The 16156-nt window shown below is 63.8% G+C and carries 15 protein-coding genes; 7 read left to right on the top strand and 8 right to left on the bottom strand.

Annotated features, from left to right (window positions below; all coding sequences use genetic code 11):
- Positions 1–11 precede the first annotated feature (11 nt).
- Entirely contained in the window at positions 12–2423 is a 2412-nt protein-coding gene (locus LB551_RS15870; protein ID WP_224659794.1) for an FAD-dependent oxidoreductase, read from the bottom strand.
- 309 nt (positions 2424–2732) lie between these two features.
- Between LB551_RS15870 and LB551_RS15865 the strand changes: the two genes are divergently transcribed.
- Together LB551_RS15865 and LB551_RS15860 are read left to right on the top strand one after the other, a co-directional pair.
- On the top strand, positions 2733–4223 hold the full coding sequence (locus tag LB551_RS15865; protein ID WP_224659793.1) for an esterase-like activity of phytase family protein: 1491 nt from the start codon (positions 2733–2735) through the stop codon (positions 4221–4223).
- Between the two features lie 168 nt (positions 4224–4391).
- Positions 4392–5864: an MATE family efflux transporter gene (locus LB551_RS15860; RefSeq protein ID WP_224627265.1), complete on the top strand. Its 1473-nt coding sequence runs from the start codon at positions 4392–4394 to the stop codon at positions 5862–5864.
- 12 nt (positions 5865–5876) lie between these two features.
- Here the strand turns inward: LB551_RS15860 and LB551_RS15855 are convergent, their stop codons facing one another.
- Entirely contained in the window at positions 5877–7085 is a 1209-nt protein-coding gene (locus LB551_RS15855; RefSeq protein WP_224627263.1) for an MFS transporter, read from the bottom strand.
- Positions 7086–7419: 334 nt separating this feature from the next.
- Between LB551_RS15855 and LB551_RS15850 the strand changes: the two genes are divergently transcribed.
- Positions 7420–7995, top strand: coding sequence for a TMEM175 family protein (locus tag LB551_RS15850; RefSeq protein ID WP_224659792.1), 576 nt, complete (start codon positions 7420–7422; stop codon positions 7993–7995).
- Positions 7996–7999: 4 nt separating this feature from the next.
- On the opposite strand, the gene LB551_RS15845 is transcribed toward LB551_RS15850, so the two are convergent.
- Entirely contained in the window at positions 8000–8281 is a 282-nt protein-coding gene (locus LB551_RS15845) for a hypothetical protein (RefSeq protein WP_140553137.1), read from the bottom strand.
- Positions 8282–8438: 157 nt separating this feature from the next.
- On the opposite strand from LB551_RS15845, the gene LB551_RS15840 reads away from it, so the two are divergent.
- Positions 8439–9305: an SDR family NAD(P)-dependent oxidoreductase gene (locus tag LB551_RS15840; protein WP_224659791.1), complete on the top strand. Its 867-nt coding sequence runs from the start codon at positions 8439–8441 to the stop codon at positions 9303–9305.
- An 80-nt stretch (positions 9306–9385) separates the two neighbouring features.
- Here LB551_RS15840 and LB551_RS15835 read toward each other — a convergent pair whose 3' ends face one another.
- The 3 genes from LB551_RS15835 to LB551_RS15825 all read right to left on the bottom strand — a co-directional run bounded on the left by LB551_RS15835 (position 9386) and on the right by LB551_RS15825 (position 11391).
- Positions 9386–9826, bottom strand: coding sequence for a low affinity iron permease family protein (locus LB551_RS15835; RefSeq protein ID WP_181169327.1), 441 nt, complete (start codon positions 9824–9826; stop codon positions 9386–9388).
- 333 nt (positions 9827–10159) lie between these two features.
- On the bottom strand, positions 10160–10801 hold the full coding sequence (locus tag LB551_RS15830; RefSeq protein WP_224627257.1) for a DapH/DapD/GlmU-related protein: 642 nt from the start codon (positions 10799–10801) through the stop codon (positions 10160–10162).
- 86 nt (positions 10802–10887) lie between these two features.
- Positions 10888–11391, bottom strand: coding sequence for a CreA family protein (locus LB551_RS15825; protein ID WP_224627255.1), 504 nt, complete (start codon positions 11389–11391; stop codon positions 10888–10890).
- Positions 11392–11611: 220 nt separating this feature from the next.
- Between LB551_RS15825 and LB551_RS15820 the strand changes: the two genes are divergently transcribed.
- The 3 genes from LB551_RS15820 (at position 11612) to LB551_RS15810 (ending at position 15004) form a co-directional block, all read left to right on the top strand.
- Complete coding sequence (locus LB551_RS15820) at positions 11612–12190, top strand: SCO family protein (protein WP_140495247.1); 579 nt, start codon at positions 11612–11614, stop codon at positions 12188–12190.
- Positions 12191–12200: 10 nt separating this feature from the next.
- On the top strand, positions 12201–13073 hold the full coding sequence (locus LB551_RS15815) for a 50S ribosomal protein L11 methyltransferase (RefSeq protein WP_224659790.1): 873 nt from the start codon (positions 12201–12203) through the stop codon (positions 13071–13073).
- A gap of 86 nt (positions 13074–13159) precedes the next feature.
- The gene (locus LB551_RS15810; protein ID WP_224659789.1) at positions 13160–15004 is read left to right on the top strand and encodes an aminopeptidase P family protein; all 1845 of its coding nucleotides are present in this window, start codon (positions 13160–13162) and stop codon (positions 15002–15004) included.
- A gap of 29 nt (positions 15005–15033) precedes the next feature.
- On the opposite strand, the gene LB551_RS15805 is transcribed toward LB551_RS15810, so the two are convergent.
- Positions 15034–15330: an AzlD family protein gene (locus LB551_RS15805; protein WP_140553128.1), complete on the bottom strand. Its 297-nt coding sequence runs from the start codon at positions 15328–15330 to the stop codon at positions 15034–15036.
- Positions 15327–16055 (bottom strand): AzlC family ABC transporter permease, encoded by a 729-nt coding sequence (locus tag LB551_RS15800; protein WP_224659788.1) that lies wholly within the window; start codon positions 16053–16055, stop codon positions 15327–15329. Before LB551_RS15800 ends, LB551_RS15805 begins: the two co-directional genes overlap by 4 nt.
- Between the last annotated feature and the right edge of the window lie 101 nt (positions 16056–16156).

The raw sequence follows: 16156 nt of genomic DNA, 5'->3' as shown, positions 1-16156 counted from the left end.
CGGAAACCTCCTCATTGCCGCATCGCCTTGCCCAAGGGATCGTAAGGCGAAGCCGGAATGACACGCGCCGGCCGCTCGATGCCGACAATGTGCACGCAAAGCGCCGTTCCTTCCTCGGCAAAATCGTCATCCACCAACGCCAGCGCGACGCTTTTGCCGATCGTGTAGCCAAAGCCGCCGGAGGTGACGAAGCCAACGCGCCGAGCGCCGTGCCAGACCGGTTCGAAGCCGCTGGCGTCCGCGTCGACGGCATCGACTTCCAGCGTCACGATGCGTCGTCCAACATCCGGCTTGCGTTCCTTCAGCGCCGCCTCGCGGCCAACGAAATCGCCCTTGTCGAAAGCGATGAAGCGGTCGAGCCCTGTCTGGCCGGGCGTGTAGCCTTGCGTGAATTCGCGCGACCAGATGCCGAAGCTCTTTTCCAGCCGAAGCGCGTTGAGTGCGTAATAGCCAACTTCGGCGAGGCCGAGATCCTCACCGGCGGCAAGCAGCGTTTCGCGCAATGTGGCATGCATGGTGGCCGGGCAGTTGATCTCGAAGCCGAGCTCGCCGGCGATCGAAAGGCGAGCCACCCGCGCCCCCACCATGCCGATGTCGAATTCGCCGCATGCCATGAATGGCAAGGCTTTGGCGGAGATGTCCTGGTGCGTCGTGCGCTCGACGATCTTTCTGGCATTGGGGCCAGTGATCAGGAAGCCGGACATCGCATCTGAAATATCGGTGACGCAAACGCCTTCAGCCATATGCGCTTCGAACCAGCGCATGTGGAATTCGCGCAGATAGTAGGAGCCCATCAGCCAGTAGTCGCCATTGCCCCAGTTGAAGACGGTAAGATCGCCCTTCAGCCGCCCGTCCGGCCCGAGCATCGGCGCCAGTCTCGCCTGTCCCACCTTCGGCAGCCTGCAAACCAGAAGCCTATCGAGCCAGGCCTCCGCGCCCGATCCTGAGATCGCGTAGCGCGCATAGGCCGAGATATCGATGAGGCCGGCGGCGCGCCGGACTTGCAGCGCCTCGTCGCCGATGATGTCGAAGGCGTTGGAGCGCCCGAGCGTCGTCTCCTCGCGGAATCCCATCGGCGCGAAATAGGCGGGGATTTCCAGCCCCCAGGAGGCCGTCCATTCGCAGCCGGCCGCACTCATGCCGTCATAGGCGCCGGGGCGCTTCAGCGGCCGGCCCGCCGGCAGCCGCTCGTTGGGAAAGGTCATGACGAAACGGCGAGAATAGAACTGGCGCGTGGTCTGCCTGAGATATTCCCGGTTGGCGGCGAAGGCGCCGTAGCGGGCGATGTCCATGCCGAAGATGTCGGCCTGCGGCTCGCCGTAAATCATCCACTCGGCCAGCGATTTGCCGACGCCACCGCCCTGGCTGAAGCCGGCCATGACGCCGCAGGCGACCCAGTAATTCTTCAGGCCGCGCACCGGCCCGACGATCGGATTGCCGTCCGGGGTGAAGGTGAAGGCGCCGTTGACCCATTTGCGGATGCCTGCCGTCGCCAGGCAAGGGAAGCGCTCATGCGCCTTGGCAAGTTCCGGGCTGATGCGGTCGATGTCTTCGGGGATAAGCTCGATGCCGTAGTCCCAAGGCGCGCCGTCCATGTTCCAATGCTTCGGGTTCTGCTCGTAGACGCCAAGCAGCACGCCCTTGCGCTCCTGCCGCAGATAGGAAAAGCCGTCGAGATCGACGGCCAGGCCGAGCTCCTTGTCGAGGGCAGCGACTTCCGGAATGTCCTCGGTGACGAAATAATGGTGCTCCATCGGCGTCACCGGGAGCTCAACCCCGGCCAAGCGGCCGAGTTGCTTGGCCCACAGCCCCCCGGCATTCACGACATGCTCGGCGGTGACGGTGCCTTGCTCGGTGACCACGCCCCAATGGCCATCGGCCCGCGCCTTCAGCTCGACCACGCGGTTGCGCAGGATGACGTCGGCGCCGCGCTTCTTGGCCGCACCGACATATGCATGCGTCGTGCCGTAGGGGTCTAGATGGCCCTCGTTGGAATCGTAGAGGCCGCCGAGCACCCCGGTGACATCGACGATCGGGCAGATGGCCTTGATCTCGTCCGGCGTCACCAGCCGGGCGGTCTCGATGCCGACCGACTGGAATACCGCCCAGGCCGATTTCAGCCACTCCCAGCGCGCCGGATCGCTGGCGATGTTGACGCCGCCGGTCATGTGCAGGCCGACGTCCTGGCCGGATTCAGCCTCGATCTCGCGGTAAAGGTTGATGGTGTAATCCTGCAGCGCGGCGACATTGGGATCGGCGTTGAGCGCGTGGAACCCCGCCGCCGCATGCCAGGTCGAGCCCGCCGTCAATTCGGCGCGCTCGATCAGCGCCACATCCGACCAGCCGAACCGCGCCAGGTGATAAAGCACCGAAGCGCCCACCACTCCTCCCCCGATGACGACTGCGCGGTAATGAGACCTCAAGGCTTCCCTCCCCGGACTGTCCGAAACGGGCACCATATATGTACTGTACATAAGTGTCTAGTACTGCGAACAGCTCCTGGACGCTGTCGAACCTGTGTCGGAACGATCGATTTTTCGGCGCGGCCCCACTTCCCCAGCAGCGTCGCGGCGGGCCGACGCGAATGCGTCACCAACTGTCATGCAAGCATCATGTTCGCGCCTTAGACCGCTTGGCGAGGGCAAAAGCGGCCCTCCAGGGCGGCAGCCTCGCCGCCCCCAGGCAGCCTCAGAATTCCGCCGTCCCGGCGCTTCGTCATCAAGGGGATATCCATGACGCATCTACGCTCATTCTCGTTGCGGCTGCTGGCCGCCGCGCTGGCGGCCTCGGCCGTTTCGCTGCCTGCCTTCGCCGACAGCACGGCCAGCGTCGGCGGTGCCAGTTTCGTCAACAAGGGGCTGGTGGGGGTTGGCCGCATCCCGGCCGGCCAGCGCGACAGGTTCGGCGAGACCTTCGGCTCCGGTTCCGGCATGTCAATCGACACCGCGGGCTGGAGACATGATGCCGGCACCTACAAGGGCTCGCTGTGGCTGCTGCCCGACCGCGGTTATAACGTCGTCGGCACCACCGACTACCGGCCGCGCCTCAACACCATCAACATCGAATTCGCCCCGACGGCGCCAGGTGCCGCGCCCACAGCCGGCCAGGAGCAGACCGGTCTCAAGGCGACGCTCGCCGACACCATGCTCCTGACTGACGACAAAGGCGCCGACGCCAGCGGTCTCGACCCGCTGAACGGCGTGCGTCCCGCCGCTGGCGACATGCCTGTCCTGCCGCAGGCCGACAACGGCAAGCTCGCGCTCGACAACGAGGCGATTGTGCGGCTGCCTGACGGCACTATGCTTGTCTCGGACGAATACGGTCCCGACATCTACCGCTTCTCCGCCGACGGCCGTCTGATGTCGGCGACCCAGCCCCCGGCCGCGCTCGTGCCGATGCGCCACGGCACGGCCAATTTTGTTTCCGACAATCCGGGCCCAGGTGCTGCCGAACCCGATCCAAAGGATCCCGAGACCGGCCGCCAGAACAATCAGGGCCTCGAAGGCATGGCAATGACGCCAGACGGCAAGTTCCTGATCGCGGTTTTGCAGTCGGCAACACGGCAGGATGGCGGCGATTCGGCCTCGACACGCCAGAACACCAGGGCGCTGGTCTATGACGCCTCCGATCTTGCCCATCTCAAGCTGGCGCACGAATACGTCGTGCCGCTGCCGGTGTTCAAGGACGCCAAGGGCAAGACCAAGGTGGCTGCGCAAAGCGAGATCGTGGCGCTGTCGGATACCGCTTTCCTGATGCTGGCGCGCGACAGCGGCAACGGCCAGGGCCTGAAGGGCGAGGAGTCGCTGTATCGCAAGATCGACATTGTCGACCTTTCCGGCGCGACCGACATCGCCGGCGGTCCCTTCGATGCCGCCGACAAGCCGGTGGCGCCCAAGGGCGTGCTCGATCCGTCGGTGACGCCGGCAAGGCTGACGCCGTTCATCGACATCAACGACAAGGCCGAGCTTGCCCGCTTCGGCCTGCACAATGGCGCGCCCAACGACAAGGATAACCTCTCGGAGAAGTGGGAAGCGATGTCGCTGGCGAGCGTGCTCGATCCGAAGCTGCCCGACGACTATTTCCTGTTCGTCGCCAACGACAACGACTTCCTTGCACAGGACGGCTTCCAGGTCGGCGCGCCCTACAAGGCAGAGGACGGCGCCGATGTCGACACCATGTTCCTTGTCTATCAAGTCACGCTTCCCGACCTCGCCAGGAAGTAAGCATCTTACCGGAGGCGCCAGGCGGCGCCTCCGGCCCGACAAGCATGATCGGATGCACGACGGCATGCCTTGCCCGCCGTCGCTCCTTTCGCAAAAGTGCATCCCGGTCGGCCCTGCGGTATCCTGCGTGCCGGACTCAAAAGAACCAGCTTTGCCGGATTGCCCGCCATGGATGAAAAGATGCCCGCGCGCCGGCGCACCGGTGACCTGACCAGCGGCCCCATTCCGCGCACGCTCCTGCTGTTCGCCCTGCCGGTGCTCGGCTCCAATGTGCTGCAATCGCTCAACGGCTCGGTCAACGCCGTCTGGGTCGGCCGCTTCCTCGGCGAATCCGCGCTCACCGCCACCTCCAATGCCAACCTGGTGCTGTTCCTCATCCTCGGCACGGTGTTCGGCATAGGCATGGCGGCCACCATACTGGTGGCGCAATCGGTCGGCGCCCGCGACCTGCCCGAGGCGCGCCGCATCGTCGGCACCAGCGCCACCTTCTTCTTCTTCGTCTCGATGCTGTTCGCCGTCTGCGGCTGGATCTGGGTCGACGCCATTCTGGGCGCGCTCGGCACACCGCCCGACGCCTTGCCGCTGGCGCGCTCCTATTTGCGCATCATCTTCGTGGCCGTGCCGATGATGAACCTTCTGTCCTTTGTCATGACGGTGCTGCGCGGGGCCGGCGATTCGCGCACGCCGTTCTTTTTCATGGCGCTCGCCGTCGTGCTCGACATCATCTTGAACCCACTGCTCATCCGCGGCATCGGGCCGTTCCCCGAGTTCGGCATCGCAGGCTCGGCAATCTCGACGCTTGTGGGCCAGACAGTGAGCGTCATTGCCATCCTGATCGTGCTCTATGTCCGCAAGCACCCGTTGCGTCTGGCCGGCGCCAATCTGGCGCTGCTGCGGCCGGATCCCGCCTTGCTGCGCGTCGTCGTCTTCAAGGGGGTGCCGATGGGTTTGCAGATGATCGTGATTTCGGCCGCGGCCCTGACGGTGATGGGCATCGTCAACTCCTACGGCTCGCAGGTGGCCGCCGCCTACGGCATCGCCGCGCAGTTATGGACCTACATCCAGATGCCCGCGCTTGCCATCGGCGCGGCCGTGTCCTCGATGGCGGCGCAGAATGTCGGTGCCGGCCGCTGGGACCGCATCAGCCGCATCGCAGCGTCAGGCGTCGGCTTCAACCTGGTGCTGACCGGCGCTCTCGTGGCACTTCTATGGTTCTTCGACCGCTCGATCCTCAGTCTGTTCCTGAGCCGCGACAGCGCGGCGATAGACATCGCCGCTCACATCAACAACGTCGCGTCCTGGTCATTCATCCTGTTCGGCATCACCATCGTGCTGTTCGCCACGGTACGCGCCACGGGCGCCGTGATGCCGCCGCTGGTCATCCTGATCATCTCGGTACTGGTCGTGCGCACCGGCTTTGCCTATTTCATGCGGGATGTGATCGGCGAGGAAGCGCTGTGGTGGAGTTTCCCCGCCGGCTCGATCACCTCCCTGCTGCTGGCCGCGGGCTATTACCGCTTCGGCGGCTGGCGCACCTTGCATATGATGGAGAACAGGCCGGCCGCCGGCGAGCCGCCCGACACCGGGCTCGGCGTGCCGCGCCAACGCGCGCATCTTTCCCCCGAGACGCCGAACGGCTGAAGCTGGCCGCTCTCAAGGCCTGTTTTTCAACCCAAAGCCCAGCGCGACCAGCGCAAACACGATGATCATCGCGGCGAACGCCAGGCTGGCCGCGATGGGGCTGGCATAGGTCGAGATGATGCCAATGCCGATGACGGGCAAGGCATTGCCGATAAAGCAGCAGATGAAGAAGCTGGATACCACTTCCGCGCGGCGATCCTCCGGTGCGATCTCGTTCACCACCTGCAGGCTGCCACGATAGCCGAGTGCGGCCGTCAGGCCGCAGCAGGCGGTGGCTGCAATCATCAGCGCCATCGACGCCAGCATCTGCGCCGCCACCACCATGAGGATGCTGGGAATCATCAACGCCAGCGCGGCCAGCATGGCCTTGCCGCTCTGCATTTGCTTCAACGCTACGATGCTGAGCGCGGTGACGATCGCCAATTCGAAGAACAGCGCACCGGCGACAGCATGGTTCGTCTCATGCAGTTGCTGCGCAAGGATGCTTGGCGCCACCGCTGCATAGAAGCCGACAAGCGCCATGGCGCCGAAACCGGTCACCGCCGGCGCGACGAAGCGCGCGCGGATTTCATCCGGCACGGCAAAGTGCGGCCGCATGGAAATCTGCCCGAGTCCGCCAGGCTCCGCCACCGTTTCGCGTGTACGCCAGACCAGGATGGAGACGATGACAAGCACCGCCAGATAGACAATGAAGACCAGGCGCAAGGGCCACGGTTCATACTGCGCCAACAGTCCCGAGACGAGTGCGCCGAAACCCAGGCCGAGGAAATTGGTGCTGGTGGCGATGACGCTGGCGCGCGCCTTGTCCGCGTCGGGCAGAAGCTCGGCGATCCATGCCGTTCCGGTCCCCGCGCCGACGCCGATGCCAAGCCCGCTCAGAATGCGCGCCACATCGAGCGAAACGACATTGTTGGCGAACAGAAAGACAAGCGCGCTGGCGACGGCGACGGCCATGGCTGCGAGAGCGGCAGGCCGGCGCCCAATGACATCCGACGCGCCGCCCAACATCAGCAGGGCGCCGAGATTGCCGACGACATAGACCGCGTAGACCAGCGTCAGCGTGATCTGTGAAAAGCCGAATTGCTGCTTGTAGATAATGTAGAGCGGCGTCAGCACGGTGCTGCCGGCGAACAGAACGGCGATCATTGTGGCGACCACCGGGATTGCGAGAGCCTCGCCGCCTGCTTCGTTGCGCGTATGCGCCAAGTCACGAAAGGCCATGGCCAAACCTCTTCGTCGTTTCAGGGATCGCGACCTTAACGCGCCCTTATCCCCAACGTTCCGGCCGGCCGGCAGGCTCCTGACAGCATGGTGGATGTTGCGTGGACCGGAACCGGCCGGCTGAACGGGCTCGGATCGGAACCAATGGTTCCGATCCGTCACGACATCCTGTCGTGTGCAATCCCCGACTTGCAGGAGACACCTTGTGCGATCCCGACAGGGGAGTTTCCCCGAGATAGTTGAGAAATTTATCGAATGGCGTTTATCGGCCCGGCAACATCAGCTAACGGTTTACCGTCTTTCGACAATCGGCTCCGGGCAAAAGGCGCAACTCATGGGCAAAGGCAGGGTCGAGGCATTCACCGACGGTGTCGTGGCCATCATCATCACCATCATGGTGCTTGAACTGAAGGTGCCGCATGGCGAGGATCTCTCGACCTTGCTGCCGCTATGGCCGATCTTCTTCAGCTACGTGCTGTCTTTCATCAATGTCGGCATCTACTGGAACAATCTGCACAATATGTTCCACACCGTGCAGCGGGTCGACGGCCGCGTGTTGTGGGCGAACCTCAATCTCCTGTTCTGGCTGTCGCTGATGCCGGTGACGACCGCCTTCATGGGCGAAAACCATTTCGCGCCGGTACCGGTCGCCGTCTACGGCACCGATCTCGCGCTGTGCGCCATTGCCTTCACCATTCTCGTCGTGACGCTCCACAGGCTGCACGGAAACGATACGGCCTTTGCCAAGGCGATCGGCAACGACCGCAAGGGCAAGATCTCGCTTGTCGCCTATCTCTGCGCCATCCCGCTGACCTTCATCAGCCAGTGGATCGGCGTTGCGATCTATGTGCTGGTTGCCCTTGTCTGGCTGGTGCCGGACAGGCGTTTCGCACGCGTGATCGAAAAATAGGGATCTATTCGCGCATCGCTTTCAGCTTCTCGGCCACCGACGCGGCAAGATCGGCGTAGCGCTCTTCCAGCCGTTCCGCCGCCTTGATGACCGCAAAATCATGGCCGAACTTTTCTAGCGCCATGCGCAGCTTCTCGACGAAATCCGCCTGTTTTTCCAAAGCCGAAAACAGCGTCTTCACCTGTGCTTCGCTGATCTCCGGATTAGCCAGCATCTGCGGCACTTCGCGGCTCATCTGATCGCCGGTGGCGGTCTGCTGCTTCAGGATTTCGATCCAGTCCGTCAATCGGGAAATCTCCTTTTGCGGGCACCATGCGCAGTCTCGGCCGGACCGGTCAACCCGGCCCCAATGCCTGTCGAAAAAGCAGGCAGTCGGATGGGGGCTTGCGCCAGCCCGCCCCGGCGCTAAGTTCGGCGCCGTCGCAAGAAGGAATCCGCCGCCCATGCTGACCGACATCGAGATCCAGACCGCCCTGCCCGCGCTTGGTTCGGGCAATGCCGCCGTCATTACCGGTGCCGCCAGCGGCATTGGTCTTGCGGCCGCGAAGCGGCTGGCTCTCCTGGGCATGAAGATCGTGCTTGCCGATGTCGCCGGCCCGCGTCTTGAGGATGCGGCCCGTATTGTGTCCGCCATCGCCGGCGACGATGCCGTGCTGGCCGTCGCTGCCGACGTTTCGAAGGCACAAGACGTGGATCGTCTCGCCGAAAGAGCCTTTGGCGCCTTCGGCAATGTGTCGCTGCTGATGAACAATGCTGGTATCGGCAACAACCCGGGCAAGCCGTGGGAGAACCGCGACGCTTGGAAGCAGCTGCTGGACATCAATTTCTGGGGCGTCGTGCATGGTGTCGAAGCCTTCGTGCCCCGCATGCTGGGGGCCCGCCAGCCGGGCCTGATCGTCAACACCGGCTCCAAGCAAGGCATCACCACGCCGCCTGGAAACCTTGCCTACAACGTCTCCAAGGCGGGCGTAAAGACCTTCACCGAGGGACTGGCGCATGCCCTGCGCAACGAACCGAGCGCCCATCTGTCGGCGCATCTGCTCATTCCCGGCTTCACCTATACCGGCCTGACCGAGGGCGCGACCGAGAAGCCGGCCGGCGCCTGGACCGGCGAACAGGTCATTGATTTCATGCTGGAATCCCTGACAAAGCGCGACTTCTATATCCTGTGCCCTGACAACGAGGTGACGCGCCCGCTGGATGAGAAACGCATGGCCTGGGCGATCGGCGATATCATCGAAAACCGTCCTGCTCTGTCGCGCTGGCACCCCGACCACAAGGACGCTTTCGCGGCATTCATGAAGCAATGAGCATGTCCGAAAAAATGAGAGCCGGTGTTCGGATCAGGTCGCATTCGAGCAACGACGGAACTCTTGGGGGTTAACCGGTTTCAGCCGGTGCTTCGAGCCACCTGCTTTTTCGGTTTGCGCTTTGACGCCACGGCTTTCTTGGCAGCTATGGCCGCGATTTTCTCGTCGTGCCGCTTCGCTGCCCGCTCGCATTTGGCACGGATCTCCTGGACCTCGGCTTCGGTCAGATGCTCGATACCGATGAAGGTGTTCTTGGCTTCGCTGACCCGGATCAACTCGTCGAGTTTGGCCTGGATTGCCGCGCCGTCTCGATTCTGGGTGTTTTGGATGAGAAACACCATCAGGAAGGTGATGATCGTCGTCCCGGTGTTGATCACCAGTTGCCAAGTGTCCGAGAAGGCGAAGAGTGGGCCGCTTACTGCCCAGATGATGACGATCAGGCAGCAGAGTGCGAATGTCGGCGACAGCCCCGCAAGGTGGGCTACCCGGTTGGCGATTTTGGTGAAAAGCTTCTCGATCATGGGATCCCTCAAACAGCGCCGCGCCGTGCGGTACGCCGGAAGGAACAACCGGCGGCCATGTCGGGTTCCCATCGGAAAGAAATACAACCGCCGCAATCGAATGCACGCATGAGGAGAATCGGAAGGACAACACACTTTATCAGTTTGGTGTCATAGTAACGGTGCAGGCAAACAGGCCTGTTCCTTCCGCTTCACAGCGGTTTACCTCCAGCCCCTTCCGTTGCGCCACCCCCGCATGACGGAAGGGGTTCAGTCCGGAGCGCTCGCGCAGTGGTTCCCTGAAGCGCGCCTTTGGCGCAAATGCGCGTGCTCTTCAGCCGCGCCGGCGCGAACTCACGCGGCGTGATTTTCCCAGCGGTCCAGGAAGGTCTCGATGGTCATGGCCTGCATGTCGGGAACGGCGCTGGCGAGCTTTTCGACCGGCCAGTTCCACCAGGCGAGAGCCTCGATCCGCGCCGCGATATCGGCTGCGAAGCGCGGCCGAAGCGGCTTGGCCGGCACTCCGGCGACGATCGTATAGGGCGGCACGTCATGCGTGACGACGGCGTTGGCGCCGATGACGACGCCATTGCCGATGGTGAGGCCGGGCATGATCACGGCCCCGTGGCCGATCCACACGTCATGGCCGATACTCACGGCCTTCGCCTGGCGCCGTTCGCGGAATGCGGCATCGACGCCCAGCCAGCGGAAATATTCGTTGGGCCGGTAGCTGACCTTGTGCTGGGTCAGCCGCTCGATCGGATGGTCCAGCGCATTGATGCGGCTGTTGGCGGCGACCGAGCAGAATTTGCCGATGCTCGTGTAGATCGCCTCGGCGTGCCGCTCGAAATAAGAAAAATCGCCGACGCTCACTTCGCGCAGCACCACCCGCTCGCCGATCGAGGCGTAGCGGCCGAGCTTGCATGCTTTCAGCTCCGCCGTCGGATGGATACGCGGCTCAGGGTCTTTCAGCACGAGATTTTCGGAAGGGTCCATACTGGCGGCTTTACGTCAGGGCAATAACTCCCGCAAGTCGGCAGCAATTGTCGGTCAGGTCAATTGCACGAAAGAACCGGATCCATCTATTTCGGTTTGCCCTTGGTCCACACCACGTTCTGGCCGTAGAGCGGCACGGTGGTGATCGACATTTTGGCCGAGCCGTTCTGCACCTGGCGCGAATGCGAGAGGTAGATCAGAGTCTCGTTGGCCTTGTCGTAGATGCGGTTCACCACCTGCTTCTTCCAGATCAGGCTAATACCTTGCTTGAACACTTCCTCGCCGCCTTCGCTCATGTCGATGTCGCCGATGGTGATCGGACCGGTCTGGCGGCACGAAATCGAGGAATCGGAAGGATCCTCGAACCAGTTGCCCTTGTGCAGACGGTCGATGATGCCGCGGTCGAAATAGGACACGTGGCAGGTGACGCCGTCCACCTTCGGGTCCTTGATCGCTTCGACGATGATGTCGTTGCCGAGCCAGTCGACGCCGACCTTGCCGACTTCATCGGCGACTGCGGCACCGGCGCCAAGGACAAGGCACGCGGCCAAGGCGCCGCCGATCAGATTTCGCCCAATCAGTCGTTGCAAGATAGCCTCCGGGGTTCGAGTTTGCCGGTCTCAGGTGGGGCGAAGGACATTGCATTGCAAGCCGTCGGCCGCGATCAAAACGCCGTCATAGATCACAGCCGGTTGCGTCAACGCGGCACCTTTGCGTGTACCCGGTCGAACCGCTAAGACTGTTCGCCGGACCAAGGCCTGCCTGGCCATGGCCGGCATGCCGATGAAATTACAAGACGGAATCCTACTGATGATGCGCTCAATACTGGTCGGCATTCTCGTCCTGATGGCGGCCGGCATAGGTTGGCTGACCTTCGACTGGTATCGCGGCCACTATGGCGGCGAGCCTTTCGGTGCCGCCTTTACGCTGGTCGACCAGAAAGGCGCGCCGATCACCGAGGCCGCCTTCCGGGGCCACCCCAGCGTCGTCTTCTTCGGCTTCACCCATTGCCCAGAGGTCTGCCCGACCACGCTATTCGAACTGTCCGGTTGGCTTAAGACACTCGGCGACGACGGCAAGAACCTGCATGCCTATTTCGTCTCGGTCGATCCGGAGCGCGACACCCCCGCGGTCATGAACGCCTATGTCAGCAATTTCTCTGACCGCATCACCGGCATATCGGGCGACCCGGACAAGGTCCACGCCATGGCGAAGTCCTTCGGCATCTATTGGAAGAAGGTCGACACCGGCGACGGCGACTACACGATGGACCATACCGCCTCGGTGCTGCTGCTCAACGGCAAGGGCGATTTCGCCGGCACGATCGCCTATGGAGAAAGCGCCGACACCGCCGTGGAAAAGCTCAAACGCCTCGCGGCCAAGGGCTGATGCGAAGTCCATGACCCAGACGCGGCTCCATTTCACCGCCGGCAAGATTGAATCCACCAGAATTTTCGCCGCCCTCGATGCCGCCTTCGAGGACGAAGGCTTGCCGATCGCGGTGCTGGAGGTCGATGAGGACGCGGACATTCATGAAGTCTCTCTCTATGCCGACGGCGATGTCGATGCGGTCGAGGCGCGGGTGAAGGACATTCTGGCAGGGCTGGCCCTGTCCAGGCCGGTCGAGCGCGAGACCTTGCCCGATATCGACTGGGTGGCGCGCTCGCTGGAAGGGCTGAAACCGGTGCGTGCCGGCCGTTTCTTCGTGCATGGCGCGCATGATCGCCGCAAACGCCATAGTGGCGAGCTTGCCATCGAGATCGAAGCGGGGCTGGCCTTCGGCACCGGCCACCACGGCACCACCGCCGGATGCCTGGAAATGCTGGAAAAGGTGACGCGGCGCGAGCGGCCGCGCAACGCGCTCGACCTCGGCACCGGCAGCGCGGTGCTGGCCATCGCCGTGGCCAAGCTCTTCCATATTCCCGTGCTGGCGACCGACATCGATCCCGTAGCAGTAAGCGTTGCCGCCGCCAATGCGCGGCTCAACCACGTCAAGGCGCTGGTGGAGACGGTGACCGCGCCCGGATTCCACCATCCGATCTTTGCCAGGCGTGCGCCTTTCGACCTGATCATCGCCAACATATTGGCGCGGCCGCTGATGCGGCTTGCGCCGGAAATGGCGCGACACATCAGCCTCGGCGGCTCGCTGGTACTGTCAGGCATCCTCGCCCGGCAGCGCGACGCGGTGATCTCCGCCTATGTCGGCCAGAGTTTTCGCCATGTCAGAACGCTGCATCGCGAAGGCTGGGTGACGATCCATCTCAAACGGTGACGCAGCCCCGTCTGGCCCTGCTGAAATCGATTCCGGTTTCCAGCTCCATGCGCTACGGTCGTGCACTATCCGAGGGAGACGCCACCATGTTCCAGACCTTTGATTCCGCTGGCGATCCGGCCGTCGGCAGACCGCGCGTGGCGCTGCTGCGCCAATGGCTGGCGGAAAACGGCCTGGATGGATTTGTCGTTCCCCGCGCCGACGAGCATCAGGGCGAATATGTCGCCGACCGTTCGGCGCGGCTGAAATGGCTGACCGGCTTCAGCGGCTCCGCCGGCGTTGCCATCATCCTGCGCGACCGCGCCTTCATCTTCGTCGACGGACGCTATACGCTGCAGGTGCGCGGCGAGGTTGATCTCGGTATCTTCTCAATCGAGAGCCTGGTCGACAATCCGCCTGCAAATTGGCTCAAGGATAACGTTGGCAAGGGCGCGCGGCTCGGCTTCGATCCCTGGCTGCACACGATCGGCGAGATCAAGGCGCTGCAGGCCTCGGCCGACAAGACCGGCGCCGTACTGGTGCCGCTCGCGACGAACCCGATCGACATCATCTGGAAGGATCAGCCGGATGCACCGGTCGCTCCCGTCGAACTCCATCCCATCGGCTTTGCCGGCGAGCTCGCCAAGGACAAGCTGGCGCGGCTGGCGGCGGCGATCGGCAAGGAGGGCGCCACCCATGCGGTACTGACCGACCCCTCCTCGATCGCCTGGGCCTTCAACATCCGTGGCGGCGACGTGCCGCACACGCCGCTGGCGCTCGGCTTCGCCATCCTCGCCGCCGACGGATCGCACCAGCTATTCATGGACAGCCGAAAATTCTCGCGCCAGGTTGCGGCGTATCTCACTCAGCTCGCCGAGCCCCATGAGCCCGGTGAATTCGAGGCGGCGGTCGTGGCGCTGGCCAAAAGCGGCGCCAAGATCGCGCTGGATCCTGTGCTGGCCGCCGACAAACTGCGCATGCTGGTCGAGGACAATGGCGGCGAGGTGATTGCCGCCCCCGACCCGGCTCGCATCCCGCGCGCCACCAAGAACCAGGCCGAGATCAACGGCTCGCGCGCCGCGCATCGCCGCGACGGCGCGGCCGTGGCCAAGCTTCTGTGCTGGCTCGATCGTCAGAAGCCCGGCTCGCTCGACGAGATCGCGGTCGTCACCCGGCTGGAAGAGACGCGCCGGCAGACCGGCGAAGAAACGCAAATGCCGCTGCGCGACGTCTCCTTCGACACCATTTCGGGCGCCGGCCCGAACGGCGCCATCATGCATTACCGCGTCTCGCGCGCCACCAGCCGCAAGCTCCAGGCCGGCGAGCTGTTCCTGCTCGATTCGGGCGCCCAATATCAGGACGGCACCACCGACATCACCCGCACCGTGCCGATCGGCCAGCCGACCGAGGAAATGCGCGAACGTTTCACGCTGGTGCTGAAAGGCATGATCGGCATTTCCACGCTGCGTTTCCCCGCCGGCACGCGCGGCTCGGAAATCGACGCCGTCGCCCGCATGGCGCTGTGGAAGCATGGCTGCGACTTCGCGCACGGCACCGGCCATGGCGTCGGCTCGTATCTGGCCGTGCACGAGGGCCCGCAACGCATCGCCCGCACCGGCACTGAAAAGCTGCTCGAAGGCATGATGCTGTCCAACGAGCCGGGCTACTACAAGGAAGGTTCCTACGGCATCCGCATCGAGAACCTCATCCTGGTGACGCCGGCCGCCCAGATCGACGGCGGCGACATCGCCATGCACGGTTTCGAGACGCTGACCCTGGCGCCGATCGACGTCAGGCTGGTGCGCTCGGATCTGTTGACCCGCGACGAGCTGCATTGGCTCGACACCTACCACGCCCGCGTGCTGGCCGAGATAGGCCCGATGCTCGACGGCGAGACGCTGGCCTGGCTGGAGAAGGCAACCGCGCCGCTGCCGCACGACGCGAAGGTTTGATCTAACTTCGAACGTTGGCGCCTCGAACTCTACCCCACGAACTGCCGCGCCAGGATCAGCATCGCAGCCCCCGCCAAAAACATCGCCATCAGCCCGCCGCGCAGCGAAACCGCGGCGGTAACGACCAATGCCGCCCATTCCGCCGGGCCGGCATTCAACAGCTCGGGCGCCACCAGCGTCGTCAGCACCGCCGCCGGCACCGCATTGAGGCCGGCCTCGACGCGCGGATGGATGTTGTCGAAGCGCGAGATGACCAGATGCCCACCGACGCGGGTGAGATAAGTGGCGATCGCGCCGGCGATGATGATCCAGAATGTCGTGCTCATGGCCGTGTCTTCACGCCTGAGTGGTGCGGCGGCAGGATGACGGCCAGCAGCACGCCGGCGATGGCGCCGATCGAGACGTGCCAGGGCGAACCTATTGTCTTGTAGGCGATGATGGAGGCGCAAGCGCTGGCGACGACCACCGGCAGCCACAACGGCCGCTTGCGGAAGCCCATCACCAGGCCAAGGAAATAGATCGGCAGCAGGAAATCGATGCCCAGCGCATGCGTGTCGGGGATAAGCTTGCCGAACACCGCGCCGAGCGCGCTTTCGATCACCCAGAATACATAGACCGGCAGGCCGAGCCCGAGATACCAGGCGAAGCCGACCGTCTCGCCGGACTGCGCCCTCGCCTCGGCGACGGCGAATTGCGGATCGGTGAGAATGAAGAAGCCGAGCGCTTGGCTGACCCCGGGCCAGTGCGCTATGCGCCGGCCAATACCGGCGGAATAGAGCACATGGCGAAAATTGACGGCGAAGATCGACAGCACGATCAGCCACGGCGCGACATGCTGGCCGAACAGCTCGATGCCGACCATCTGGCTGGCACCGCCGAATATCAGCGCGCTCATCAGGAAGGCTTCGAACACCGAAAAGCCATTGTCGACGGCCAGCGCCCCGAACAGCACCGCGAACGGCGCCGACGCCACAACGACCGGCATGGAAAGCCGCACGCCTTGCCAGAAATCGCTCTTTGCGCCGTGCTCGGAGATTGCGTCCGACACCATCGATAACTCCCAGGAGAATGGCCTGATCTAGGTAGCGTGGCCCGCCTTGTCACACGAATTCGGTTGAGCCCAACGATCAGCGGAAATGATCGCCGGGACCA

It is taken from the genome of Mesorhizobium sp. BR1-1-2 (assembly GCF_020165435.1).
In the GTDB taxonomy this organism is placed as follows: domain Bacteria; phylum Pseudomonadota; class Alphaproteobacteria; order Rhizobiales; family Rhizobiaceae; genus Mesorhizobium.
This window is presented reverse-complemented; position numbering and strand designations above follow the sequence as displayed.